The following is a 24,566-nucleotide window of genomic DNA, read 5'->3' on the forward strand; positions in this document are numbered from 1 at the left end:
TTTAACTGTGGCAAAACGTGCACTTATTAGTGTTTCAAATAAAGATGGAATTTTAGAGTTTGCGAAAGAATTAGTTGCGCTTGGTTATGAAATATTATCTACTGGTGGTACGAAAAAGTTATTGCAAGAAAATAACGTACCGGTAACTGGTGTAGATGAAGTAACAAAATTTCCTGAAATTCTTGACGGACGTGTAAAAACATTAAATCCCATGATTCATGGTGGTCTATTAGGGAAATTTGATGATCCTTCCCACCAAGCACAAATGCAAGAACACGGAATTGAACCAATTGAAATCGTTTGTGTAAACTTATATCCATTTGTAGAAACAATTTCAAAACCAAATGTCACTTGGGAAGATGCAATTGAAAATATTGATATTGGTGGCCCTACAATGTTGCGTGCAGCTGCGAAAAATCATCAATATGTAACAGTAATCGTTGACAGCAATGACTATGCTACGGTTCTTGAAGAATTGAAAGCGAACGGTACAACTACTTTTGAAACGCGAAAAAAACTTGCAGCGAAAGTATTCCGCCATACAGCAAGCTATGATGCATATATTTCAAACTACTTAACAGAAGAATCATTCCCTGAAAGTTTAACACTTACTTACGAATTACAACAAACGTTGCGATACGGTGAAAATCCTCACCAAAAAGCTGCATTTTATAAAAAACGTTTAGGTTCAGATTTTTCTCTTGCCTATGCTACTCAATTACATGGAAAAGAATTATCCTTTAATAATATTCAAGATGGGAATGCAGCTCTTCAAATTGTAAAAGAATTTAAAATACCAGCTGCCGTAGCGGTAAAACATATGAACCCATGTGGTGTTGGTACTGGTAGCACGATTGAAGAAGCATTTGACAAAGCTTATGAAGCAGATCCAGTTTCAATTTTTGGTGGAATCATTGCGTTAAACCGTGAAGTAAATGCACCAACTGCAGAAAAATTAAGCAATATCTTCTTAGAAATTATCATAGCACCTTCATTTACAGAAGAAGCATTAGAAATTTTAACGAAAAAGAAAAACATTCGCTTGCTTACAATCAATTTCTCTCAAGAAAAACAAGATCCGTTCAAAGTTGTTTCCGTTGAAGGTGGTTTACTCGTCCAAGAAGACGATACATATGGCTTTAACGATGCCGATATAAAAGTTGTAACAGACCGTGAACCAACGGAGGAAGAATGGGAAGCCTTAAAACTTGGTTGGGCCGTTGTGAAACACGTGAAGTCAAATGCTATTGTCGTAAACAATAAACAAATGACATTAGGAATCGGTGCAGGTCAAATGAACCGTGTTGGAGCAGCGAAAATCGCATTAGAGCAAGCTGGTGAAAAAGCGAAAGGTGCGGTAATGGCTTCGGATGCTTTCTTCCCAATGCCAGATACAGTAGAAGAAGCAATCAAAGCTGGAATTACAGCAATCATTCATCCAGGGGGATCTATTCGCGATCAAGACTCCATCGATGTGGCGAACAAGGCTGGTATTGCCATGGTTACAACAGGAGTAAGACATTTTAAACATTAATGAATAAAGACGGCTCGTTTCGTAGCCGTCTTTTCTAAAGTTAAAATATTTTTTTGGAAGTTGCAATTATTTCTAACTTCATTTGAAATATATATGCCAATAATTTGTAGGAGGGCATCGATCGTATGAAAGTATTAGTAGTTGGTAGCGGTGGACGTGAGCATGCTATCGCAAAAAAATTCAGCATTTCTCCATCCGTAGAAAAAGTGTATGTAGCACCTGGAAATGATGGAATGCGTGATTGTGCAGAATTGGTTGCGATTGATTCAATGGATTTTGAAAGCTTGGCAAACTTCGCAAAAGAACAACGTATTGATTTAACTTTTGTCGGTCCTGAACAACCTCTTGCTGAGGGAATTGTGGATTATTTCCAAGAACGAGGTCTTGTCATTTTTGGACCAACAAAACAAGCAGCTCAAATTGAAGGTAGTAAGTCATTTGCAAAACAATTAATGAAAAAATACAACATCCCAACAGCAACTTATGAAACGTTTACTGAAATGGATAAAGCGATTGAATATATTAAACAACAAGGGGCACCGATTGTTGTAAAAGCAGATGGCTTGGCAGCTGGTAAAGGTGTAGTTGTTGCAATGACAGAACAAGAAGCGATTGATGCTGTAACGGATATGATTGGGAATCAACGCTTTGGTGAATCTTCATCAAAAGTAGTGATTGAGGAATATTTAGAAGGAGAAGAATTTTCCTTCATGTCCTTTGTACATAAAGGGCAAATTTATCCAATGGTGATTGCTCAAGATCATAAACGAGCTTATGATGGCGATACAGGTCCAAATACTGGTGGTATGGGTGCATATTCACCGGTTCCGCAAATTCCGCAAGAAATGGTATCTCGCGCATATACAGAAATTGTAGAACCAACTGTAAAAGCTATGGAAGAAGAAGGCGCATCCTTCACTGGAGTTTTATATGCAGGATTAATTCTTACGAAAGAAGGTCCAAAAGTTATTGAATTTAATGCACGTTTTGGCGATCCAGAAACACAAGTAGTGCTTCCTCGCATGACTTCTGATTTTGGATTATTCATGAAAGCATTAATGGAAGAAAAATTCTTTGATTTACAATGGTCTAATGAAGTAATGCTAGGAGTTGTCATTGCGGCAGAAGGCTATCCTGGAACAGTTGAAAAAGGACATCCACTTCCAAATTTAGATGAGCTTAGTAAAGAATATGAAGTATATCATGCAGGAACGAAACTTCAAGATGGACGATATGTAGGTAATGGTGGACGTGTGTTATTAGTGGCATCAAAAGCAGAGTCTTTAAAAGAAGCGAAAGAAAAAGTATATGCAGGAATAGATAAGTATTCTTGGGATCATTTCTTCTACCGCAAAGATATTGGATGGAGAACATTTAAATAATTTTTCCATGAGATAAAATGAAATAAAAAGCACAAACCAAGAGTAATGGGGTTTGTGCTTTTTCTGAGTTAAACATTTTTATTTATTTGGATTTCTTCTGATTTGCATTATTTGTAACACCTTGAATGGCTTTGGCAGCTTCCTCCATCATTGTGCCCGATTGGGTTGTGTTAGCAACTGTCTCTGCAACTTTAGCTGCAGTTTGTGTCATTTGTTGCATAGTGGAGCCATTGCCGCCATTGGAATTTTGATTTCCGCTATTATATCTTGAATTAAAAGCAGTCATTAAGCTATCGCCATCCATAAATTCTTGCATGGATGTTGTAACGGCATTTTTCACATTATTGCTGAACATTGCTTTGGTAGGGCAGTATAAAAAGATACCTTCAGCAATTTTTAATGAACCAGCTGTAATTGATAGCATTCCTAAAGTTTTGTTTCCGTTCTCTTTCACTAAATGACTAATTCCACAAGCTGTTAACCCAATGCCTAAAGCAAGTCGAACGAAGCCACTTTTTTCAGAAATATTTTCTTCCAACATCAAAATCACTCCTTTTCAAATGTGCTGATTGAAAGAACTTTAATTTAGTAAAGTGCTGTGTTACGATAAAATCAGATATGCTTGCTTTTCAGCATTGTTAGTATGTGCGAATAAAACTCGATTAAACGAAATAAATATTTTATATAATAGAAGGGAGTGTAACATATGCCAGAATCTATTTGGAAGATTCAAGAAATCCGAAATCAAATTGCTGTGATAGAAGGAAAGCTATCACCAACCATTGTTTTAAAAAATGCACGCTTTTTACATAGCATGTTAAAACAATGGGTTTTCGGTAATATTTGGGTTCATCATGATCGAATCGTATATGTTGGTAATGAAATGCCAGAAAATTTACTAGATACTGAAGTAATAGATTTAGGGGGAAAAACGGTTGTACCAGGTTATATTGAACCCCATGTCCATCCGTTTCAATTATATAATCCTGTAACATTTGCAGATTACGCAGCACAATTTGGAACAACAATGTTTATAAGCGATAATCTACATTTTGCGTTACAACTCCCTAATACGAAAGCGTTTTCACTTCTAGATGAATTGAAAAAGATGCCGTTTTCTTATTATTGGTGGACTCGTTATGATGCGCAAACCGAATTGGGTAATGAAGATCAAATATTTACGAATAAATCTATTTTTGAATGGATTGGAAGAGATGACGTTTTACTTGGAGGCGAGTTAACTGGTTGGCCACGTCTTTTACGTGGTGATGACCAAATGCTTTATTGGATTCAGTCTTCAAAGAAGAATGGGAAGAAAATTGAAGGACATTTTCCAGGTGCATCTGATAAAACCCTTGTCAGAATGAAATTACTTGGAGCAGATGGTGATCATGAAGCAATGACGGTTGAGGAAGTTGAAAAACGGATTTTTCATGGTTATGGTGTAACGCTACGATATTCTTCCATCCGTCCTGATCTTCCAAATCTATTAAAAGGAATACTAGATAAAAAGTTAAATATATTTGACCATTTAATGATGACAACAGATGGTTCAACACCTTGTTTCCATCGTGAAGGTGTCATGAATTTATGCATCCAAATTGCACTTGAAGTAGGAGTCGACCCTATTGATGCATATAACATGGCTTCATATAATATCGCGAAGTATTATAATTTATCTCATTTACATGGTTTGATTGCGACAGGAAGATTTGCTACTTTAAATATTTTAAAAGATGAATTTACTCCAAATCCGGAATCGGTATTATCAAAAGGTGTTTGGTTAAAAAAAGATGGACAAAAAGTACAAACATTACCAGAAATCGATTGGAATAAGTATTATCCATCTCTTGAACTAGAATTTGAGTTAAACGAGGAAGATTTCCAAGTATCTACACCAATTGGAATTGAATTGGTTAACGATGTCATAACAAAACCATACTCTGTGAATTTCCAATTGCATAAAAATGAAATTCTTGTAAATTCCGATGAAAGTTTATTAATGCTTATAGATAAAAACGGAAAATGGCGAATTAATGCAATCTTAAAAGGTTTTGCAACAAATGTAAAAGGATTTGCTTCCTCGTACTCTAATACAGGGGATATCATTTTAATAGGTAAAAATGAGCAAGATATGATGCTTGCTTTTAATGAAATGAAAAAAATGAAGGGCGGCATTGTCCTTACAGAAGACAATGAAGTTATTATGTCTCTACCATTGACTGGAGCAGGTAACTTTTTCACTGGAAAGATGGAAGACTTAATGGAAAATGAGGCGGCATTAACAGCGGCATTGCGAGAAAGAGGTTATAAGCATAGCGATGCGATTTATACATTGTTCTTCTTACAATCAACTCATTTACCTTATATCCGAATCACACAAAATGGAATTGTTGATGTCATGAAAAAAGAAGTAATGATTCCATCAGTGATGCGCTAGCTGAAAGGATGAAGATTATGTTTCGAAAAAAAACATTGCTTTGTGTCTTAGCAAGTATCTCACTTCTTGCAGCATGTGGAGATGGTAGTGAAAAAAGCATAAGTGATAAACCAATTGAACCAGTTCAAGAAGAACCGAAAGAAATATTATATCCGACACCATTTACTGGAGAACTGATTTCTAATGAGATTACAATGAGGCCTGTTATTGCTACGATTAACAATCACCCAGCTGCCCGTCCGCAATCTGGTATTGCAAGTGCTGATGTAGTTTATGAAATGCTTGCAGAAGGGGATGTTACAAGATTTTTGGCATTGTTCCAATCGGAAATTCCTGATAGCATCGGACCAATTCGTAGTGCAAGATCCTATTTTATTGAATTAGCGGATGGACTTGACGCCTTTTACATTGCACACGGTTTCAGTCCAGAAGCAAAACAGATGCTCGAAAATGGCATCGTTGATAACATTAACGGTATGTATTACGATGGTTCCTTCTTCAAACGTTCTAAAGATCGGGTTGCACCACATAACTCATATTTTATGAGCGATAACCTAGAAGCTGCTGCAGAAAAAGTGAATGCTTCACTTCTCTATCAGAAAAAAGTATCGTATACTTATTATGATGAGGAGGAAAGTGTTAAAGTAGGTGCGCAAGCAGATCGTATACATGTCCGTTATAGTAATAATGAAAACTTTAACAGCACCTATTCATATGATCCAGTGAGCAACACTTATTCCCGCTCTTCTGGTGGAACGGTAACAACAGATTTATTGACGGGAGAACCGATAAAGTTATCCAATGTGTTAGTCTTGGAAATGGATCATCAGGTGATTGACAACAAAGGCCGTAGAGAGATTGATATTTATTCTGGTGGGAGAGCTTATATTTTCCAACAAGGGATGATGCGAGAACTGCGTTGGGAAAATATTGACGGCGTTTTAACAGCGGTAGAAATCGACGGCAGTGAAGCAAAACTTATGCCAGGTAAAACATGGATTCATTTTGTACCAACAAATCCGGGAATTGCTACTTCTGTAACTTATTCAAATTCTGAGCAGCAAAGTTGAAAGGATGAGGAAGAAAATGCAGGTAGATAAAATTCGTGGTCCTCAAACAGATCAGCTTTTTAGAGCGATATTAGAATTGAGAGACCTTGAAGAATGCTATAAATTTTTCGATGACTTATGTACGATTAGTGAAATTCAATCGATGGCTCAACGATTTGAAGTAGCTCATCTATTACGTTTGAAAAAAACTTATGAAACAATCAAAAAAGAAACCGGAGCTTCTACTGCAACCATTTCACGGGTGCGTCGTTGTTTCGATTATGGCAATGATGCTTATGAAGAAATGTTAAGTCGACTTTATCCAAATGAAAAACCATATGAACCAAAAAGATAAGTTTGTTAAAATTGGGATTGTTTAGAAGTAAAAATTATCACTCAGTTTAATTGGGTGATAATTTTTTGTTTGTCGATTTTCGATTTTATGATGCTTTCTTCATTCCTCATACTCTCTTTTTCGGTCAAGGACAACTGAACGAGGATTGAGAAAAGTTTCTTATATAAACAGCGATTTCACTTACAGGAAAGTAGGTAGGAGTTTTCGGTAAAAGCTACTTTGAGATATACTTATAAGCACAAAATAAATAGGAATAGGTGAGGACTTTATGGACTATAAAAATTGGAGACATGTATTTAAAATTGACCCTTCAAAAGAACTTTCAGATGAAGCATTAGAAAAGGTGTGCGAATCTGGCACAGATGTCATTTTAGTAGGAGGGACAGATGGGATTACTTTAGATAACGTGCTCGAACAACTCGTTCGAATCAGAAGATATTCTGTTCCAATTGCCTTAGAAATATCAACAATTGAATCTATTACCCCTGGATTTGATTATTATTTGATACCTACTGTCTTAAATAGTACGAATACAAAATGGGTAAAAGACCTTCATCATGCGGCCATTAAAGAATTTGGTGATGTCATGGTATGGGATGAACTAGTTGCAGAAGGCTACTGTATATTAAATCCAGATTGCAAAGTAGCAAAAGCAACGGAGGCCGATACAAATTTAACAAAAGAAGACGTAATTGCATATGCCCGACTTGCTGAAAATTACTTTAAATTGCCTATTTTTTATGTAGAATACAGCGGTACATATGGTGACGTAGAAATTGTTGCTGGGGTAAAAGAAGTATTATCAGAAACTCGACTATTTTATGGTGGAGGTATCCGCAACGCTGAACAAGCAAAAGAGATGGCCAAATTTGCAGATACTGTTATCGTTGGAAACGTCATTTATGAGGATTTAAAAGAAGCGCTAAAAACCGTTGTGGCAGTAAAAAGTGTAACAAGATAAACGGTGCGAAAATGATCTCTTTGTAGTATAATTGAGAACAAATGTTTGTAATAGTGAGGTGCACCATGGAACACATAACAAAAAATTTATTGGATGGAATGAATCCACAACAAAAGGAAGCGGTCAAAACAACGGAAGGTCCCCTTCTCATTATGGCTGGTGCAGGTTCAGGAAAAACGAGAGTGCTGACTCACCGGATTGCATATTTAATTGTTGAAAAACAAGTATACCCTTCAAATATTTTAGCGATTACCTTTACGAATAAAGCTGCAAGGGAAATGCGTGATCGAATTGATGCTTTACTGGGAAGCGGTATATCCGAAAGCATGTGGGTTTCTACATTTCACTCCATGTGCGTTCGCATATTAAGAAGAAATATTGATCGCATCGGTATCTCAAAAAACTTTACGATTCTTGACTCATCCGACCAATTAACAGCAATAAAAAACGTTTTTAAACAACTCAATATTGATACGAAACGATATGATCCAAGAACGGTTTTAAGCACGATTAGTTCTGCTAAAAATGAATGCATCACTGCAGAAGAATATAAAAAAATAACCAATTCACATAATCCTTACGAAAAAATCGTAGGAGATGTGTATGAGGAATATGAAAAAACCCTTCGTAAAAATCAATCCCTTGACTTTGATGATTTAATTATGATGACGATTACTTTGTTTGAACGCGTACCGGACGTATTAGAATACTACCAAAATAAATTTCAATACATTCACGTCGATGAATATCAAGATACGAACCATTCTCAATATAAACTTGTCAAAATGCTCGCTTCAAAATTTAAAAATATTTGCGTTGTAGGGGATTCTGATCAATCCATTTATAAGTGGCGTGGTGCAGACATTCGAAACATCTTATCTTTTGAAAAAGATTATCCGAATGCAAACGTTATTTTGCTTGAACAAAACTACCGCTCCACAAAGAGAATTTTGCAAGCAGCAAACGATGTCATCTCAAACAATGAAAGCCGTTATCCAAAGAAGCTGCGCACAGATAATCCTGAAGGCGAAAAAATTGTATTCTATACCGCTCGTGATGAAAGAGATGAAGCGCAATTTGTAGTTAAAACAATTAAAGAATTAATGGAAAAAGAAGGGCGTAGTTTAAAAGATTTTGCTATACTTTACCGCACAAATGCCCAATCCCGTGCAATGGAAGAAGTTTTAGTGAAATCCAATTTGCAGTATACGATTGTTGGGGGTACGAAATTCTACGATCGTAAAGAAATTAAAGACTTACTTGCTTATTTGCGATTAATTGCCAACAATGATGATGATTTATCACTGGCCCGCATCATCAATGAACCGAAACGAAGCATTGGTCCATCAACTTTCGATAAAATTGCGACTTATGCAATTGAAAACGATATATCCATTTTTAAAGCATTCAATGACATTTCCTCCATCGGGTTAACACCTAGGGCAATGAACGCAATTGAAAAATTCCGTGAATTAATTGAAGGATTGACGAAAATGCAAGATTATTTATCTGTCACGGAATTGGTGGAAGAAGTCATTGAGAAATCGGGATATCGTGCAATGCTTGAGAAAGAAAATACGATTGAATCTCAAAGTCGATTAGAAAACATTGAAGAATTTTTATCTGTAACAAAAGCCTTTGAAGAAAGAAGCGACGATAAATCCCTCGTTGCATTTTTAACAGATCTCGCATTGATTGCAGATATTGATTCGCTAGATCAAGAAAGCGATTCAAAAGAGAGCATTGTATTAATGACGTTGCATTCCGCGAAGGGATTAGAGTTTCCGGTTGTATTCATTATCGGTATGGAGGAAAACATTTTCCCTCATTCCCGCTCAATTGGAGATAAAGCTGAAATGGAAGAAGAACGCCGCTTAGCTTATGTGGGAATCACACGGGCAGAAGAACGGCTATACTTAACTTGTGCCTCTTATCGCACGCTTTTTGGCCGCTCTAATTCAAACTTACCGTCCCGTTTCATCAAAGAAATTTCGGATGACATCATTTATCCAATTTCGAAATCATATAGCTTTGGTGATGTGGAAGAAAAATTGCCTTTCGCAGGTCAGCAGAGAGCTTCAAGTTACAAAAGAAAAATTGGTGTTGTTCAATCAAAATCGCAAATTGCTACTCTCCAATCGACTGGTGGAGAACAATTCCAATGGAAAGTTGGAGATAAGGCGATTCATGGTAAATGGGGTACAGGTGTTGTTGTTAGTGTAAAAGGTGAAGGTGACGATATGGAGCTGGATATTGCCTTTCCAGACAAAGGCATCAAAAGGCTACTTGCCAAGTTTGCCCCAATTACAAAAGGTTAAATAACATTTCACTTAACAATTAGTGGAGGATTACGATGAAAGACCTTGAAAAACGTGTAGCTGAACTAAATAAGCTTTTACATGAATATGCTCATGCCTACTATGTACTAGACAAGCCTTTAGTTCCTGATGCGGTGTATGATCAGCTAATGCAAGAATTAATGGCAATCGAAAAGGAACATCCGGAATTCATCTATCCGGATTCACCTACTCAACGGGTTGGTGGAAAGCCGCTTGAAGGGTTTAACAAAGTAACTCACAGATACCCGATGTTAAGCCTTTCGAATGCATTTTCCGAAGATGATTTGCGGGATTTTGATCGAAAAATTCGTCAAGCGATTGGCGATCGATACAACTATGTTTGTGAACTGAAAATAGATGGGCTTGCCATCGCATTAAGATATGAGAATGGAATATTTGTACAAGGCGCTACCCGCGGTGATGGTACAGTCGGCGAAGATATTACAGTAAATTTAAAAACCATTAAAGACATACCATTGCGATTAAAAGAGCCGGTAACAATTGAAGTGCGCGGAGAGGCTTATATGCCTAAAAAATCCTTTGAAGAATTAAATAAACAGCGAGCGGAAAATGGAGAAGATCTTTTTGCTAATCCTCGGAATGCAGCTGCTGGATCACTGCGCCAACTCGATTCAAAAATCACCGCTTCTCGAAACTTAGCAACATTTATCTATTCAATTGGTGGAGATGGAGAAGCATACGGTATTGATAGCCATGCAGAAATGCTTGAATACTTAGATTCGATTGGTTTCCGTGTCAACAAAGAAAGAGCAGTTTGTGAAACAATAGATGATGTATTAGCGTTTATAAATAAATGGACAGCGGAACGCCCAAACTTGCCCTATGAAATCGATGGTATTGTAATCAAGGTGAATCGATTTGCTCACCAAGAAGAACTCGGTTTTACAGCAAAAAGTCCTCGTTGGGCAATCGCTTATAAGTTCCCAGCGGAAGAAGCCATTACGAAAATCATCGATATTGAATTAACAGTAGGACGCACAGGTGTTGTAACTCCTACAGCAATTCTAGAACCTGTCAGAATTGCAGGTTCTACAGTGGGTCGAGCTTCCCTTCATAATGAAGATTTAATACGTGAAAAAGATATCCGAATTGGTGATACGGTCATCGTTCATAAAGCAGGAGACATTATTCCGGAAGTCGTTAGCGTCATTTTAGAACAGCGGCCAGAAGGTACTGTACCATATAAAATGCCTGATCATTGCCCTGTTTGTGGCAGCGAACTCATTCGTATTGACGAAGAAGTAGCAATTCGCTGTGTAAATCCTGCCTGTCCTGCTCAAATTGCTGAAGGAATTAAGCACTTTGTTTCTAGAAATGCAATGAATATCGATGGGTTGGGAGAGAAAATAACGGAACAACTTTTAAAAGAAAACTATATTCGTGATGTAGCGGATTTATATCATTTACAAGTGGAAGAGCTGGCGAAATTGGAACGTATGGGGCGACTTTCTGCAACAAATTTAGTCAATGCTATCGAACGTTCAAAAGAAAATTCATTAGAACGGTTATTATTTGGCCTTGGAATTCGCCATGTCGGTGAAAAAGCAGCAAAGCTCATTGCGGAAGAATTTGAAACAATGGATCGCATCATGGAGGCAACAGTAGAAGAGCTGACGAATATTCATGAAATCGGTGAAAAAATCGCTCAATCAGTTGTTTCTTATTTCCAAAAAGATGAAGCGAAACAATTAATCGCCCGACTCAAAGAAGCCGGTGTCAACATGGTGTATAAAGGGAAGAAGAAGTCTCAAGCAGCAATTTCAGATAGCCCATTTGCAGGGAAAACGATTGTTTTAACTGGAAAATTGGAAAGATTGACACGCAATGAAGCTAAAGCGAAAATAGAAGAGTTGGGTGGTAAAGTGACAGGAAGCGTCAGTAAAAAGACAGATCTTGTTATTGCAGGAACAGATGCAGGCTCTAAACTTACGAAAGCACAAGAATTGGGTATAGAAGTTTGGGACGAAAACCGCCTTATTGAACAATTAGAAAAGTAAAGGGGATTCATACAATGAACCGATTTCGCTGGATAACGGCGATGGTCGTTGTCGCTGTGCTTAGCGGTTGTACGCCTTCTTTTCGAGAAGATACGGAAGTAGTAGGACCAAATAAAAAATCTGAAGCAGAAGTTGAAACGACTATCATCCCAAATATGCAACTGGACGAAAGATATTATAAAACATTGATTCCATATAAAGAGAGTGCAAGCAGAGGTCTCGTCGTATCAAATATTTATACGAAATACGACATTAAAGAAGCAGAAGAAGGGTTAATGCGTATTTCGCAAAACGAATTCGGCACAGATAAGTATTATTTCCAAGAAGGACAATATTTAGATAGTGATACGGTCAGCAGTTGGCTTGCACGAAGCAATCAAACTGAAGACGGGTTAAATCCCCCTGCTGAAAAAGACATGGATCCTGTAAAACGGGCAAAAGAAGCGCCTGTATACTTAGCGCATATTATCGAGCAAAACTACTTAACAAAGACGAATGACAATAAAGTGACACTTGGCGGAATCTCCATTGGACTAGCATTAAATTCTATCTATTACTATCAGAAAGAACAATATGGCGAATGGTATGATGAACCAATACCTCCTGCACAACTAGAGAAAAAAGGAAAAGAAATAGCGGAAGAGGTAATTCGTCGTTTACGTGCCCGTCCAGAGTTACAAGATATTCCTATTCTAATTGCATTATTTAAACAGGAAGCGCGTAACTCCATCGTTCCGGGAACTTATTTTGCATATAGTCTATCCAAACCAGGACAAAATAGTTTAGAAGAATGGACGTCTATCAATGAAAAATATGTAACGTTCCCTATGACAAATCCAGAGGATATTTATCGAGAAATCAATACAAACTTCCTAAACTTCAAACAAGATATTCAAGATTATTTTTCAAATTATACAAGCGTCATCGGTCGAGGGTTTTACCAGAACGACCAATTAGTCAGATTAAATGTGGAAGTGCCGATCCAATTTTATGGAACGACGGAAATAATTGGTTTTACTCAATATTTAACAGGCGTATTAATGAAAAGATTCCCAAATAGCCTTGATATTGAAGTGAGCATTACTTCCATTAATGGACCGGAAGCACTTATTCTAAAAGATCGCAATGATCAGGAGCCATTTGTTCATATCTATGATTATTAATGAAAAACAGTGTTACGATTGCGTAACACTGTTTCAAATTGGTTGTTTTCTCTTTGATAGTGATGTTTGAAAATATGCAGTTTTTGGAGATAATTGAAAAGTAATATTTAACTGAAGGGAATTTCCTATAAAAGTGTGATTTTTCAATAAAAAAATGGTATTATTATTGCCAGGTTTACGAAATGTGGAGGTGTAATCATCAATGTCAAAATTGACGAAGGAAGAAGTAAAGCACGTAGCTCACCTTGCTCGTTTAGCAATTACAGAAGAAGAAGCTGAAAAATTTGCTGAACAGCTTGGAAAAATTACGGAATATGTACAAACATTAAATGAATTAGACACAACAAATGTAGAGCCAACGTCACACGTTTTACCGATCGTTAATGTAATGAGAGAAGACGTAGCTGAAAAAGGATTGGATCGGGAAAAAGTGTTATTGAATGTAAAAGAACATGAAGATGGTCTTGTTAAAGTTCCACCAATTTTAGAAGAATAAAAGTTAATGGATGGATTTGTTAATGGCAAAAGCCATTATTTTTTGTGTAAGTCACTAGCGAGGCTTGCATTGTTCAATATACCCATATTAAAGGAGGGAACTTCATGACGTTATTAGAACGTTCATCTAAAGAATTACAAGAAGGTTTACATAATGGCGATTTTACAATTGTTGATTTAGTGAATGAATCTTATAAAAGAATCGAAGAAGTTGATGGAGATGTGCAAGCGTTTCTTGCTTTAAATAAAGAAAAAGCGCTTGAGGAAGCAAAAGAAAAGGATCAAGTACCAAAGAACGAACGCGGCCCATTGTTCGGTCTACCAATTGGAATTAAAGACAATATCGTGACTGAAGGACTTGAAACGACTTGTTCTTCTAAAATCTTAGAAGGTTTCATTCCAATCTATGACGCGACAGTTGTGAAGAAGCTTCGAGAAGCTGGCATGATTACAATTGGTAAGCTCAACATGGATGAATTTGCGATGGGTTCATCAACGGAAACTTCATATTACAAAAAGACGAAAAACCCTTGGGATCTTGAACGTGTACCAGGCGGTTCTTCAGGTGGATCAGCAGCAAGTGTTGCAGCAGGAGAAGTTCCATTCGCATTAGGTACAGATACAGGTGGTTCAATTCGTCAACCTGCCGCATTCTGTGGTGTAGTCGGAATGAAGCCAACTTATGGCCGTGTTTCCCGTTTTGGTGCAGTTGCCTTTGCATCATCTCTTGACCAAATCGGACCAATTACACGCAATGTGTATGATAATGCGTTATTACTAGAAGTGATTGCTGGCGTGGACCCTAATGACTCTACAAGTGCCGATGTGCCAGTGCCAAACTACGTATCTAAATTAGATGGAGATATTAAAGGACTTCGCATCGCAGTTCCGAAAGAATTTTTAGGTGAGGGTGTAAGTGAATCTGTACGCAAGTCTGTTTTAGATGCTCTTGAAGTGTTCAAAGGACTTGGTGCAACAGTTGAAGAGGTTTCACTCCCTCACTCTAAATACGCTTTAGCAACTTACTACATCCTTTCATCTTCTGAAGCTTCATCTAACCTTGCTCGCTTCGACGGAATTCGTTACGGCTTCCGTGCAGAAGGCGTGAAAAACTTAATGGAATTATATAAAGAAACACGTGCACAAGGCTTTGGCGATGAAGTAAAACGTCGTATCATGCTTGGTACGTATTCACTTTCTGCAGGAACATATGATGCTTACTATAAAAAAGCACAACAAGTTCGTACATTAATTAAGCAAGATTACGATAAAGTATTTGAAGATTATGATGTAATCGTTGGTCCAACAACACCATCACCAGCATTCAAAATTGGTGAAAACATCGATGATCCATTGACAATGTATGCGAATGATATTTTAACAATTCCAATTAACTTAGCGGGTGTACCTGCAATTTCGATCCCTTGTGGCTTTGACAACGGCTTGCCACTAGGTTTACAAATCATTGGTAAGCACTTTGATGAAGAAACAGTTTATCGCGCTGCTTACGCATTTGAAAAAGCAACAGATTTCCATAAACAATCTCCTAGATTGGGGGGTAAATAATCATGAATTTTGAAACAGTTATTGGTTTAGAAGTACACGTTGAATTAAAAACAAATTCTAAAATTTTCTCTGCAGCACCTAACCAATTCGGTGCAGAGCCAAACGCAAATACAACAGTTTACGACCTTGCTTATCCAGGAGTACTTCCGGTTTTAAATAAAACTGTTGTTGAATATGCAATGAAAGCTGCTCTTGCATTAAACATGAAGATTAATCAGCATACAAAATTTGACCGTAAAAACTATTTCTATCCAGACAATCCGAGCGGCTATCAAATCTCTCAATATGATAAACCTATCGGCTATGATGGATGGATTGAAATCGAAGTACCTGCAAAAGATGGACAACCTGGATATACGAAGCGAATCGGTATTACACGTCTTCATATGGAAGAAGATGCTGGTAAATTATTACACGGAGATGGCTACTCACTTGTTGACTTTAACCGTAAAGGAACGCCACTCTTAGAAATCGTTTCTGAACCAGATATACGTACTCCAGAAGAAGCGTATTTATACCTTGAAAAATTAAAGTCCATTATCCAATATACAGGCGTTTCTGATGTGAAAATGGAAGAAGGTTCATTGCGTTGTGACGCAAATATTTCCATTCGACCATACGGACAAAAAGAATTCGGTACAAAAACAGAATTGAAAAACTTAAACTCTTTCAACTTTGTTCGTAAAGGGCTTGAATACGAAGAAAAACGCCAAGCAGAAGTTTTAATGAGCGGTGGGGTAATCAAGCAAGAAACACGCCGTTTCGATGAAAAAACAGGAAAAACTATCTTAATGCGTGTAAAAGAAGCTGCTGAGGATTATCGTTACTTCCCAGAGCCAGACTTAGTTCATCTTGAAATTGATGATGAATGGTTAGAGCGCGTGAAAGCTTCCATCCCTGAGCTTCCAGATGCTCGTAAAAAACGTTACATTGAACAGCTTGGTTTAACAGAGTACGATGCAAATGTACTAGTAGTAAATAAAACGATTTCAGACTTCTTCGATGAAATGGTTAAACTCGGTGCAGATGCAAAACTTTCTGCTAACTGGCTAATGGGTGACGTTTCCGCTTACTTAAACGCAGAACAAATTGAAATTACAGAAACAAAATTAACGCCTGAAAACTTGGCTGGATTAGTAAAACTTATTTCTGATGGTACAATTTCTTCCAAAATTGCGAAGAAAGTATTTAATGAGTTAGTGAAAAACGGTGGAGATGCTGAAAAAATCGTGAAGGAAAAAGGTATGGTTCAAATTTCTGATCCAAACGTACTTCTTCCGATTATTATTGAAGTGCTTGACAATAACCCACAATCTATCGAAGACTTTAAAAATGGTAAAGATCGTGCTATTGGCTTCTTAGTAGGTCAAATTATGAAAGCAACAAAAGGACAAGCAAACCCACCAATGGTTAATAAAATATTACTTGAAGAAATTAATAAACGATAAATAATATGTGCCGCATAAGCTTCTTTGGCTTATGCGGTTTTTAGTGCGCCTGGCATGGGTGTAATCTATAGGGTGTAAGTCCCGAACTGTGAAGGCAGAAGTAACAGTTAGCTTAACGCAAGGGTGTCCGTGGTGACGCGGAATCTGAAGGAAGCGAGCGGCAAACTTCCGGTCTGAGGAACACGAACTTCATATAAGGCTAGGTATCATTGGATGAGTTTGCTAAACAAAACAAAGTCCTTTCTGCCAAAGGTGGTACAGAGTAAATGAAGCAGATAGATGGAAGGAAAGATTACATTCTTACCCGGGGAGGTCTGGCGGATATGTGAAGTACGCTTCATAACCTACTTAGTGATAAGTAGCTGAACCGTCAGAAGTCAGCAGAGGTCATAGTATTAGTTGGTTTAGAACTACTAAGAAGGACCGAACAATTAAGAGAGAATAGCCCTTGGCATTCAGTGAGTCATGATGAACACAGAAAACGTAGTACCTCACTTGAGGAAGGAAGCGGTGAATCCCGTGGGAGACCTCTTGGAGGGTGGAGTGACCACTGGCATAAAGAGAACAGCTATTCACGGAAGTTATAAAGACTTGCGTCAATCATCTTAATTGAACCGCCGTATACGGAACCGTACGTACGGTGGTGTGAGAGGACGGGAGTTAATCGCTCCCTCCTACTCGATTATTAGTGGTTACAGCATGAATGAGATGCTTGTGCAAAAGGGTGTCTAGTTGTGAAAATAGGGTTTCCATTTGTGTGGATGGGATGTACACTTGTGCAGATATGATTTCTACATGTACATAGGAGTGCTGCTTGTGTGTATAGAGAATGAACATGTGCGGATAGGAGCATCACTTGTGCGGATAAAGTGTCATTCGTGCGGATAGAAGTGCTGCTTGTGTGTATAGAGAATGACCATGTGCGGATAGGAGCATCACTTGTGCGGATAAAGTGTCATTCGTGCGGATAGGAGTGCTGCTTGTGTGTATAGAGAATGAATATGTGCGGATAGGAGCATCACTTGTGCGGATAAAGTGTCATTCGTGCGGATAGGAGTGCTGCTTGTGTGTATAGAGAATGACCATGTGCGGATAGGAGCATCACTTGTGTGGATAAAGTTTCATTCGTGCGGATAGGAGTACTGCTTGTGTGTATAGAGAATGACCATGTGCGGATAGGAGCATCACTTGTGCGGATAAAGTGTCATTCGTGCGGATAGGAGTGCTGCTTGTGTGTATAGAGAATGACCATGTGCGGATAGAAGTGCTGCTTGTGTGTATAGAGAATCAACATGTGCGGAAGGGGTGTGCAAAAGTCATAGCACTTCATTTTTTGCAGATGCAACATCCCTTTATATAATCAAAAACATTGTAATTCTAAACTTTTCCATGCAATATAGTAACAAAAGGGAGGTTGATGACATGAAAACAGAACAACAATATTTCGAACAGGGGATTTCCATGGCAGAATACATGGAGCAAATGAAAACAAATTTAAAAGAGGGAAGTTTTGAAATATATCACAACTTCAAAATCGATGAAAATGACGAACTGATCCCGCTGCTTAAAGAGAAAAAGCCACATATTTTAACTATTACGGAAGATTGGTGTGGAGATGCCATGCTCAATAATCCCATCATGCGTAAAATTGCTGAAGCAGCCGGGTTGGACATTCGATGTGTATTCCGAGACGAAGATACAGACTTAATTGACCGCTATTTAACAAACGGAGGAAGAGCGATTCCAATTTATTTATTCCTAAATGAAGAAGGACAAGTCATAGGAAAATGGGGACCTAGAGCTCCAGAGCTGCAACAATTAGTAGTGGAAGAAAGAGCAAAATTGCCGGCTAAAGATAACCCAACATTTGAAGAAAAACAAAAAGAGTTGTATACTACTTTGCAGGAGAAATTTGTAAAAGATCCACAATGTGCAAAGTGGGTATATGAAGATATGAAAAAAGTTATAATGGAAATGTTATCTTAATTTCAAACCAAAGTTTGTTAAACTAAGAAAATTCCCTTTCGTTGGATTGGGAATTTTCTCTTGTTAATTTCATTCATCATAAGGAACATTCAAAGATACATAAACGTTTTTAATTTAAAAGAATAAATAGGATGGCGAAAACATGAAAAGAGCGAGAATTATTTATAATCCAACATCAGGTAGAGAAACTTTTAAAAAGCACTTGCCTGAAGTGCTAGAAAAGCTGGAGATTGCTGGGTATGAAACATCTTGCCATGCAACAACTGGCGCAGGTGATGCAAAAGCTGCTGCAGAAAAAGCCGTTGAACGTGGATTTGATATAGTTGTTGCTGCTGGTGGAGATGGGACATTAAACGAAGTCGTTTCGGGAATCAGCTCTTTTGAAAAACGTCCAAAGCTCGGTGTCATTCCAATGGGAACAACAAACGATTTTGCTCGTGCCCTACATATTCCTAGGAAAATTGAAGATGCTCTTGATGTGATTGTAAAAGGCGATACAATCCCAGTCGACGTTGGATTATTAAATGAGGAGCGCTATTTTATCAATATAGCAGCTGGTGGACGCATCACAGAGTTAACCTATGATGTACCAATAAAAATGAAAACGGTTTTAGGGCAATTAGCATATTACATTAAAGGAATTGAAATGCTTCCTTCCATCAAAGCAACCAATATGCGATTTGAAATGGACGGAGAAGTGTATGAAGGCGAAGTGATGGCCTTTTTATGTGCACTCACGAACTCAGTCGGTGGGTTTGAAAAAATTGCCCCAGATTCAAGTATTAACGATGGCAAATTTACGATGATGATATTAAAAAAATGTAGTTTAGCTGATTTCATTAAAGTTCTTACGTTGGCACTTCGAGGAGAACATTTAAGTGATTCACATGTAATTTATCGTAAGGCAAGTGTCGTGAAAGTATCATCGGATGAGGACGTGTTGATTAACTTAGATGGAGAATTAGGTGGAAAAGCGCCAGTAACATTTAAAAATCTAAAAAGACATATTGAAGTTTTTGTACCAATTGATGATATTCGCGAACAAGATCGTGTTTAGTTTGACTCGAAAAAATGTGCTAAGAGTCCTTACACCTATGCAAATGTTGTTATACAAGCATTTGCATAGTTTTTTTTTATTTACACAAAATAACTGGAGATGAAAGGAGTTTATATGAAATGTATAAAAAGCAAGAAAAATGCTTGGTGTATTTAACCTTTGGAGTGGCTATCATTATGTTTCTTTCGATGATCGGAAGGATTTTCGGTAGTTAGGAGGATAACTTTTGATGAACGAGTCCGCTGTATTTTGGAGTCGAATGTTAACGGAATTAACATTATCCTTTCACATTATTTATGCAACCATTGGAGTCGGCGTTCCGCTTATGATTATGATTGCTCAATGGGTAGGGATGAAAAATAATGATGAGCATTATATTTTGCTTGCAAGGCGTATTACACGAGGGTTTGTCATTACGGTTGCAGTTGGCGTCGTGACAGGGACGGCAATTGGGTTGCAACTATCACTGTTGTGGCCGAACTTTATGCGATTGGCTGGACAAGTGATTGCGTTACCATTGTTTATGGAGACTTTCGCCTTTTTCTTTGAAGCTATTTTTTTAGGAATTTATCTATATACGTGGGATCGATTTGATAATCAAACAAAACATATGCTGCTCCTTATCCCTGTGGCGATTGGTGCATCGATGTCTGCAGTGTTTATCACCATTGTGAATTCTTTTATGAATACGCCACAAGGATTTGAATTGGTAAATGGGGAGCTAGTAAATATTCAACCGCTTGTTGCGATGTTTAACCCATCAATGCCAACAAAAGTAGCCCATGTATTAGCCTCTGCCTATATGACATCCGCCTTCTTACTAGCATCCATTGCCGCTTTTCGTCTACTTAAAGGTTCAAACCACATCTATTATAAAAAATCGTTGTTTTTGATGATGAAGTTGGGACTAATCTTTTCGATTGCTACGGCGGTGATTGGGGACTTTTCAGGAAAGTTTCTAGCAGAATATCAACCTGAAAAATTGGCTGCTGCAGAGTGGCATTTTGAAACAGAAGAAGCAGCATCACTTATATTGTTAGGATTTATGGATCAAGAGGAAAATATAAAGCTTGCCATTCGAATTCCTTACGCTTTAAGCATATTAGCTCATGGAAATCCAATGGCAGAAGTGATTGGTCTAAATGAATTTCCTGAAGATGAAATTCCTCCGCTTTATATCCACTATTTGTTTAATATCATGGTATTTATTGGAATGTTTATGACGTTACTTTCAATACTTTATGTTGCTGGTGTATGGAGAGGATGGCAATTCATTAAAAAGGCATGGTTCAGATGGTTGACCGTTTTAGGAGGACCATTATCCATTATTGCGATAGAAACTGGTTGGTGGCTTGCAGAAGTAGGGAGACAGCCATGGATTTTAAGAGGATATATGCGAACTGCACAAGGAGCTACAACGAGTGAACATGTCGATATGATGTTTATTTTATTCTGTATTTTGTACATCGTTTTAGGAATTGGAAGCATTGTCGTATTAAGTAGAATGTACCGTGCTAACCCAATTGAACAGGAGATCCAAGACCGAATGGCTGAAGTGGAAGGGGGCGTACGATGAATCTAGAAGTGTTAGGAATTATTGTGTTATGGATTTTCCTTTTCGGGTACGTCATTGTCGCTTCAATCGATTTTGGAGCAGGATTTTTTAACGCTTATAGTTTATTAACGAACAAATCACATATTTTATCGAATATTATTCAACGATATTTATCCCCTGTATGGGAAGTGACGAATGTTTTTTTAGTATTTTTCTTTGTCGGCATAGTTGGATTTTTTCCGCAAACTGCCTTCTATTACGGAACGGTATTGCTTGTACCTGTAAGTATCGCAATCATTTTATTAGCGGTACGAGGTTCATATTATGCCTTTGAATCGTACGGATCAAGAGGCCATAAAGGTTATGCATTTGCTTATGGAGTATCAGGCTTACTCATTCCTTCATCACTTTCTGTTGTGTTGACGATTTCAGAAGGTGGATTTGTTGAGATAATCAATGATCGCCCTCAGTTAGATTTTTGGGCTTTGTTTACAAGTCCCTTAACTTGGAGCATCGTTCTTTTAAGTATTGCCAGTGTGTTATATATATCTGCCGTGTTTTTAACATGGTATGCATGGAAAGCGCAAGATTGGGAAGCTCATGAATTAATGAGAAAGTATGCGCTCATTTGGGCAGGACCGTTAATTTTTATGGCCGTTGCAATCATCATACAAATGCAACAGCATAACCCGGACCGATTTCGAAATATGATTTCCATTTGGCCGATGTTTGGCATTTCTGCGACGTTATTTTTGATGACGGTTTGGCTGATTTGGAAGAAACGGGGGCTAGGGCTTTCAGTTGGGTTGTTGATTCTTCAATTCTTATTTGCTTTTTTTGCATACGGTATTTCCCATTATCCATATTTACTCTATCCCCATTTAACAATCTATGAAGGGTTTACGAATCAAGAAATGGCCATTTCTCTTGTGATTGCCTTTATTGCGGGACTATGTTTGCTTATTCCGTCACTCTATTTACTGTTTCGATTGTTTTTATTTAATAAAGAATACGTTACTGGGAATCAAAAGGATTTTCATGCCTAATAGGAGGATTTGCCATGAATGAATTCATGATATTTGTAGCGCCGCTTTTGACGGTTTTACTTTCTCTTGTTATTGCTTTTTTTACAGCACCTCTGGATAAAGGGGTTAGGGAAGAAGAAAAATAAACTCTCGCGCAGCTGCGAGAGTATTTTATTTTTGTTCACGGGAAGAAGCGATTCTTCCTCCCACTTTAAATAATAACGGAATCAGTGACAATAAAAGAGTTCCAACCACAATGGTTGATATGATAAGCTCTTTCCATGTAAAATAACTTTTTTGGAATATTTGAACGATGATGAATGAATTGATTGGAATGTTTAGGAATAAACCAGTGAGAAGTCCCGGTGCATACTTTTTCATTAAAATCGTTGCTATAAGGTGCGGAAAAATCGCATTCACAATCATGGAACCTAAAAATCCGATGAAAAACCATTTTGCCAATTCTGATGCCTGATTATAGAAAAAATAAAATGCGGATAAATAAGCCAGCATAGTAATGACAAACACTGCAAAATGAAATTCACTTGGGGTGACGGGTTTATGAAACTTCGAAGCTTGTTGTGACCATTTCGGCAACCAAACGGCTTCTTCCATGTTATGAAGGGTAATGGCAAAACAAAACAATGCGACAAGATAAAAGTCCATCATCATCCACCCGATACATATTGATAGTTCTATTTTACAAGCGGTTCGAAAAAAGGTGAAATTTAAATATATCCATTTCCTATTTTGAGGTAGAATAATATTTGTTTGATTTTAATAAAAACTCCGTGCGACAAAGAAAAACGAAATGGAGGACGGAATGTATGACAGCACCCGTAAAGAAAAATGATCGAGTAACGGTTTATATAGAAGATTTAACCCATGAAGGCCTTGGTGTAGGGAAGGTGGATGGGTATCCTTTATTTATCCATGGAGCGCTTCCGAAAGAAACGGCGGAAGTGCATGTGTTAAAAACGTTAAAAAGCTATGGCTATGCGAAAATGGTTGAGATAAAAGAACCTTCTCCTGACCGTGTAGAAGCGCCTTGTATTTATTTCGAAAAATGCGGTGGATGCCAATTGCAACATTTATCTTATGAAGCCCAGTTGCAATGGAAAGAAAACATGGTTCGCAATGTCATGAAACGCATTGGAAAAATTGATGCACCAGTACGACCAATCAAAGGAATGGAACATCCATGGAATTACCGCAACAAATCGCAAATTCCTTTTGCTATGAGTGAAACAGGTCCAATTGCAGGTTTCTTTAAAGCGAGAACCCATCAAATCGTCGATATGGAACGCTGCCTCATCCAAATGAGTGAAGCGGATATCATCATGGCCAATTTGAAAAAAGAGTTGGAGAAGATCGGGATCGAGCCTTACAACGAAACGACTCATCAAGGAATGTTGCGCCATGTGATTGTGCGGACAGGAAGAGCTACTGGCGAAGTGATGGTGGTGCTCGTTACAAAAAAACGCAAATTTCCTCAGAAGGATGCGGCGGTGGAAGTGATTCGAAAACTCATTCCACATGTTACATCCATCGTACAAAACGTGAACAGTGAAAAAACGAATGTCATTTTAGGAAAAGAAACGATGACGCTTTGGGGGAAAGAGACAATAGAAGACACAATCGGCGATATCCGATTTGAAATTTCTGCTCGTTCCTTCTATCAAGTAAACCCGGTGCAAACGGAAGTATTATACAACCAAGCCTTGAAATATGCGGCGCTGACGGGGGAAGAAACGGTCATCGACGCCTATTGCGGCATTGGAACGATTTCCTTATTTCTAGCGAAAAAAGCGAAACAAGTGATGGGAGTCGAAATCGTCGAGGAAGCCATCGAGGACGCCAAACGGAATGCGGAACTGAACGGATTTACCAATACGTATTTTGAAGCGGGACCGGCGGAAGAAGTAATCCCTCGTTGGTATAGCGAAGGAAAAAGAGCGGATGTCCTCGTTGTCGATCCGCCGCGCAAAGGCTGCGACCAGGCATTGCTCAACACGATTATCGAATACAAACCAAAACGGGTAGTCTATGTATCCTGCAACCCTTCCACCCTCGCGCGGGACTTGCGTATTTTAGAAGACGGCGGCTACAAAACGATGGAGATTACACCAGTGGACATGTTTCCGCAGACGACGCATGTTGAGTGTTGCGCGTTGCTTATAAAAAAATAAATAT

21 protein-coding genes are annotated in these 24,566 nt (G+C 38.0%); 19 read left to right on the forward strand and 2 right to left on the reverse strand.

Features of this window, described 5'->3' with window-relative positions; genetic code table 11:
- The first annotated feature begins 7 nt into the window (after positions 1-7).
- Both purH and purD read left to right on the forward strand, forming a co-directional pair.
- Positions 8-1,534, forward strand: a complete 1,527-nt coding sequence (gene purH, locus NST00_RS05010) for a bifunctional phosphoribosylaminoimidazolecarboxamide formyltransferase/IMP cyclohydrolase (RefSeq protein ID WP_016838761.1) — start codon at positions 8-10, stop codon at positions 1,532-1,534.
- 125 nt (positions 1,535-1,659) lie between these two features.
- Positions 1,660-2,916: a phosphoribosylamine--glycine ligase gene (gene purD, locus NST00_RS05015; protein WP_016838760.1), complete on the forward strand. Its 1,257-nt coding sequence runs from the start codon at positions 1,660-1,662 to the stop codon at positions 2,914-2,916.
- Between the two features lie 82 nt (positions 2,917-2,998).
- On the opposite strand, the gene NST00_RS05020 is transcribed toward purD, so the two are convergent.
- Positions 2,999-3,457, reverse strand: coding sequence for a hypothetical protein (locus NST00_RS05020; protein WP_016838759.1), 459 nt, complete (start codon positions 3,455-3,457; stop codon positions 2,999-3,001).
- Positions 3,458-3,622: 165 nt separating this feature from the next.
- On the opposite strand from NST00_RS05020, the gene NST00_RS05025 reads away from it, so the two are divergent.
- The 16 genes from NST00_RS05025 (at position 3,623) to cydS (ending at position 22,519) form a co-directional block, all read left to right on the forward strand.
- On the forward strand, positions 3,623-5,356 hold the full coding sequence (locus tag NST00_RS05025; protein ID WP_016838758.1) for an adenine deaminase C-terminal domain-containing protein: 1,734 nt from the start codon (positions 3,623-3,625) through the stop codon (positions 5,354-5,356).
- A gap of 17 nt (positions 5,357-5,373) precedes the next feature.
- Positions 5,374-6,426 (forward strand): DUF3048 domain-containing protein, encoded by a 1,053-nt coding sequence (locus tag NST00_RS05030; RefSeq protein ID WP_340709689.1) that lies wholly within the window; start codon positions 5,374-5,376, stop codon positions 6,424-6,426.
- A 16-nt stretch (positions 6,427-6,442) separates the two neighbouring features.
- Positions 6,443-6,760 (forward strand): YerC/YecD family TrpR-related protein, encoded by a 318-nt coding sequence (locus NST00_RS05035; RefSeq protein WP_016838756.1) that lies wholly within the window; start codon positions 6,443-6,445, stop codon positions 6,758-6,760.
- A gap of 268 nt (positions 6,761-7,028) precedes the next feature.
- Positions 7,029-7,721, forward strand: coding sequence for a heptaprenylglyceryl phosphate synthase (locus NST00_RS05040; RefSeq protein ID WP_096549744.1), 693 nt, complete (start codon positions 7,029-7,031; stop codon positions 7,719-7,721).
- A gap of 65 nt (positions 7,722-7,786) precedes the next feature.
- The gene (gene pcrA, locus NST00_RS05045) at positions 7,787-10,039 is read left to right on the forward strand and encodes a DNA helicase PcrA (RefSeq protein ID WP_096549743.1); all 2,253 of its coding nucleotides are present in this window, start codon (positions 7,787-7,789) and stop codon (positions 10,037-10,039) included.
- A 35-nt stretch (positions 10,040-10,074) separates the two neighbouring features.
- Positions 10,075-12,078: an NAD-dependent DNA ligase LigA gene (ligA, locus tag NST00_RS05050; RefSeq protein ID WP_340709690.1), complete on the forward strand. Its 2,004-nt coding sequence runs from the start codon at positions 10,075-10,077 to the stop codon at positions 12,076-12,078.
- Positions 12,079-12,092: 14 nt separating this feature from the next.
- A complete protein-coding gene (locus NST00_RS05055; RefSeq protein WP_168412276.1) occupies positions 12,093-13,241 on the forward strand; it encodes a CamS family sex pheromone protein in 1,149 nt (382 codons plus the stop codon).
- A 202-nt stretch (positions 13,242-13,443) separates the two neighbouring features.
- Complete coding sequence (gene gatC, locus NST00_RS05060) at positions 13,444-13,737, forward strand: Asp-tRNA(Asn)/Glu-tRNA(Gln) amidotransferase subunit GatC (RefSeq protein WP_016838752.1); 294 nt, start codon at positions 13,444-13,446, stop codon at positions 13,735-13,737.
- Positions 13,738-13,841: 104 nt separating this feature from the next.
- Positions 13,842-15,302, forward strand: coding sequence for an Asp-tRNA(Asn)/Glu-tRNA(Gln) amidotransferase subunit GatA (gene gatA, locus NST00_RS05065; protein WP_016838751.1), 1,461 nt, complete (start codon positions 13,842-13,844; stop codon positions 15,300-15,302).
- Between the two features lie 2 nt (positions 15,303-15,304).
- Complete coding sequence (gene gatB, locus NST00_RS05070) at positions 15,305-16,750, forward strand: Asp-tRNA(Asn)/Glu-tRNA(Gln) amidotransferase subunit GatB (protein ID WP_016838750.1); 1,446 nt, start codon at positions 15,305-15,307, stop codon at positions 16,748-16,750.
- 465 nt (positions 16,751-17,215) lie between these two features.
- On the forward strand, positions 17,216-17,359 hold the full coding sequence (locus NST00_RS05075) for a hypothetical protein (protein ID WP_172597779.1): 144 nt from the start codon (positions 17,216-17,218) through the stop codon (positions 17,357-17,359).
- Between the two features lie 813 nt (positions 17,360-18,172).
- Positions 18,173-18,736 carry a thioredoxin family protein gene (locus tag NST00_RS05080; protein ID WP_096549739.1) on the forward strand — a complete coding sequence of 188 codons (564 nt, stop codon included), beginning with the start codon at positions 18,173-18,175 and terminating at the stop codon, positions 18,734-18,736.
- A gap of 142 nt (positions 18,737-18,878) precedes the next feature.
- Positions 18,879-19,793 carry a diacylglycerol kinase gene (locus NST00_RS05085; RefSeq protein WP_340709691.1) on the forward strand — a complete coding sequence of 305 codons (915 nt, stop codon included), beginning with the start codon at positions 18,879-18,881 and terminating at the stop codon, positions 19,791-19,793.
- 226 nt (positions 19,794-20,019) lie between these two features.
- Positions 20,020-21,369: a cytochrome ubiquinol oxidase subunit I gene (locus NST00_RS05090; protein ID WP_340709692.1), complete on the forward strand. Its 1,350-nt coding sequence runs from the start codon at positions 20,020-20,022 to the stop codon at positions 21,367-21,369.
- Positions 21,366-22,394, forward strand: a complete 1,029-nt coding sequence (locus tag NST00_RS05095) for a cytochrome d ubiquinol oxidase subunit II (protein WP_340709693.1) — start codon at positions 21,366-21,368, stop codon at positions 22,392-22,394. The genes NST00_RS05090 and NST00_RS05095 overlap by 4 nt, the downstream gene beginning before the upstream one ends.
- Before the next feature lie 14 nt (positions 22,395-22,408).
- The gene (gene cydS, locus NST00_RS14960) at positions 22,409-22,519 is read left to right on the forward strand and encodes a cytochrome bd oxidase small subunit CydS (RefSeq protein ID WP_390263053.1); all 111 of its coding nucleotides are present in this window, start codon (positions 22,409-22,411) and stop codon (positions 22,517-22,519) included.
- A 25-nt stretch (positions 22,520-22,544) separates the two neighbouring features.
- Here the strand turns inward: cydS and NST00_RS05100 are convergent, their stop codons facing one another.
- Positions 22,545-23,039 (reverse strand): HXXEE domain-containing protein, encoded by a 495-nt coding sequence (locus tag NST00_RS05100; protein WP_016838743.1) that lies wholly within the window; start codon positions 23,037-23,039, stop codon positions 22,545-22,547.
- A 161-nt stretch (positions 23,040-23,200) separates the two neighbouring features.
- Here NST00_RS05100 and rlmD point away from each other — a divergent pair, with 161 nt between their 5' ends.
- The gene (gene rlmD / locus NST00_RS05105; protein WP_340709694.1) at positions 23,201-24,562 is read left to right on the forward strand and encodes a 23S rRNA (uracil(1939)-C(5))-methyltransferase RlmD; all 1,362 of its coding nucleotides are present in this window, start codon (positions 23,201-23,203) and stop codon (positions 24,560-24,562) included.
- The last annotated feature ends 4 nt before the right edge of the window (positions 24,563-24,566 follow it).

This window comes from Ureibacillus sp. FSL K6-0165 (assembly GCF_038004285.1).
GTDB classification, from domain to species: Bacteria; Bacillota; Bacilli; order Bacillales_A; family Planococcaceae; genus Ureibacillus; species Ureibacillus thermosphaericus.

Bases quoted from the DNA above. Each gene is read 5' to 3' on its own strand.
- purD (WP_016838760.1), top strand. From the start codon at position 1,660: ATGAAAGTATTAGTAGTTGGTAGCGGTGGACGTGAGCATGCTATCGCA.
- NST00_RS05020 (WP_016838759.1), bottom strand. From the start codon at position 3,457: ATGTTGGAAGAAAATATTTCTGAAAAAAGTGGCTTCGTTCGACTTGCT.
- NST00_RS05025 (WP_016838758.1), top strand. From the start codon at position 3,623: ATGCCAGAATCTATTTGGAAGATTCAAGAAATCCGAAATCAAATTGCT.
- NST00_RS05030 (WP_340709689.1), top strand. From the start codon at position 5,374: ATGTTTCGAAAAAAAACATTGCTTTGTGTCTTAGCAAGTATCTCACTT.
- NST00_RS05035 (WP_016838756.1), top strand. From the start codon at position 6,443: ATGCAGGTAGATAAAATTCGTGGTCCTCAAACAGATCAGCTTTTTAGA.
- NST00_RS05040 (WP_096549744.1), top strand. From the start codon at position 7,029: ATGGACTATAAAAATTGGAGACATGTATTTAAAATTGACCCTTCAAAA.
- pcrA (WP_096549743.1), top strand. From the start codon at position 7,787: ATGGAACACATAACAAAAAATTTATTGGATGGAATGAATCCACAACAA.
- ligA (WP_340709690.1), top strand. From the start codon at position 10,075: ATGAAAGACCTTGAAAAACGTGTAGCTGAACTAAATAAGCTTTTACAT.
- NST00_RS05055 (WP_168412276.1), top strand. From the start codon at position 12,093: ATGAACCGATTTCGCTGGATAACGGCGATGGTCGTTGTCGCTGTGCTT.
- gatC (WP_016838752.1), top strand. From the start codon at position 13,444: ATGTCAAAATTGACGAAGGAAGAAGTAAAGCACGTAGCTCACCTTGCT.
- gatA (WP_016838751.1), top strand. From the start codon at position 13,842: ATGACGTTATTAGAACGTTCATCTAAAGAATTACAAGAAGGTTTACAT.
- gatB (WP_016838750.1), top strand. From the start codon at position 15,305: ATGAATTTTGAAACAGTTATTGGTTTAGAAGTACACGTTGAATTAAAA.
- NST00_RS05075 (WP_172597779.1), top strand. From the start codon at position 17,216: ATGATGAACACAGAAAACGTAGTACCTCACTTGAGGAAGGAAGCGGTG.
- NST00_RS05080 (WP_096549739.1), top strand. From the start codon at position 18,173: ATGAAAACAGAACAACAATATTTCGAACAGGGGATTTCCATGGCAGAA.
- NST00_RS05085 (WP_340709691.1), top strand. From the start codon at position 18,879: ATGAAAAGAGCGAGAATTATTTATAATCCAACATCAGGTAGAGAAACT.
- NST00_RS05095 (WP_340709693.1), top strand. From the start codon at position 21,366: ATGAATCTAGAAGTGTTAGGAATTATTGTGTTATGGATTTTCCTTTTC.
- cydS (WP_390263053.1), top strand. From the start codon at position 22,409: ATGAATGAATTCATGATATTTGTAGCGCCGCTTTTGACGGTTTTACTT.
- NST00_RS05100 (WP_016838743.1), bottom strand. From the start codon at position 23,039: ATGGACTTTTATCTTGTCGCATTGTTTTGTTTTGCCATTACCCTTCAT.
- rlmD (WP_340709694.1), top strand. From the start codon at position 23,201: ATGACAGCACCCGTAAAGAAAAATGATCGAGTAACGGTTTATATAGAA.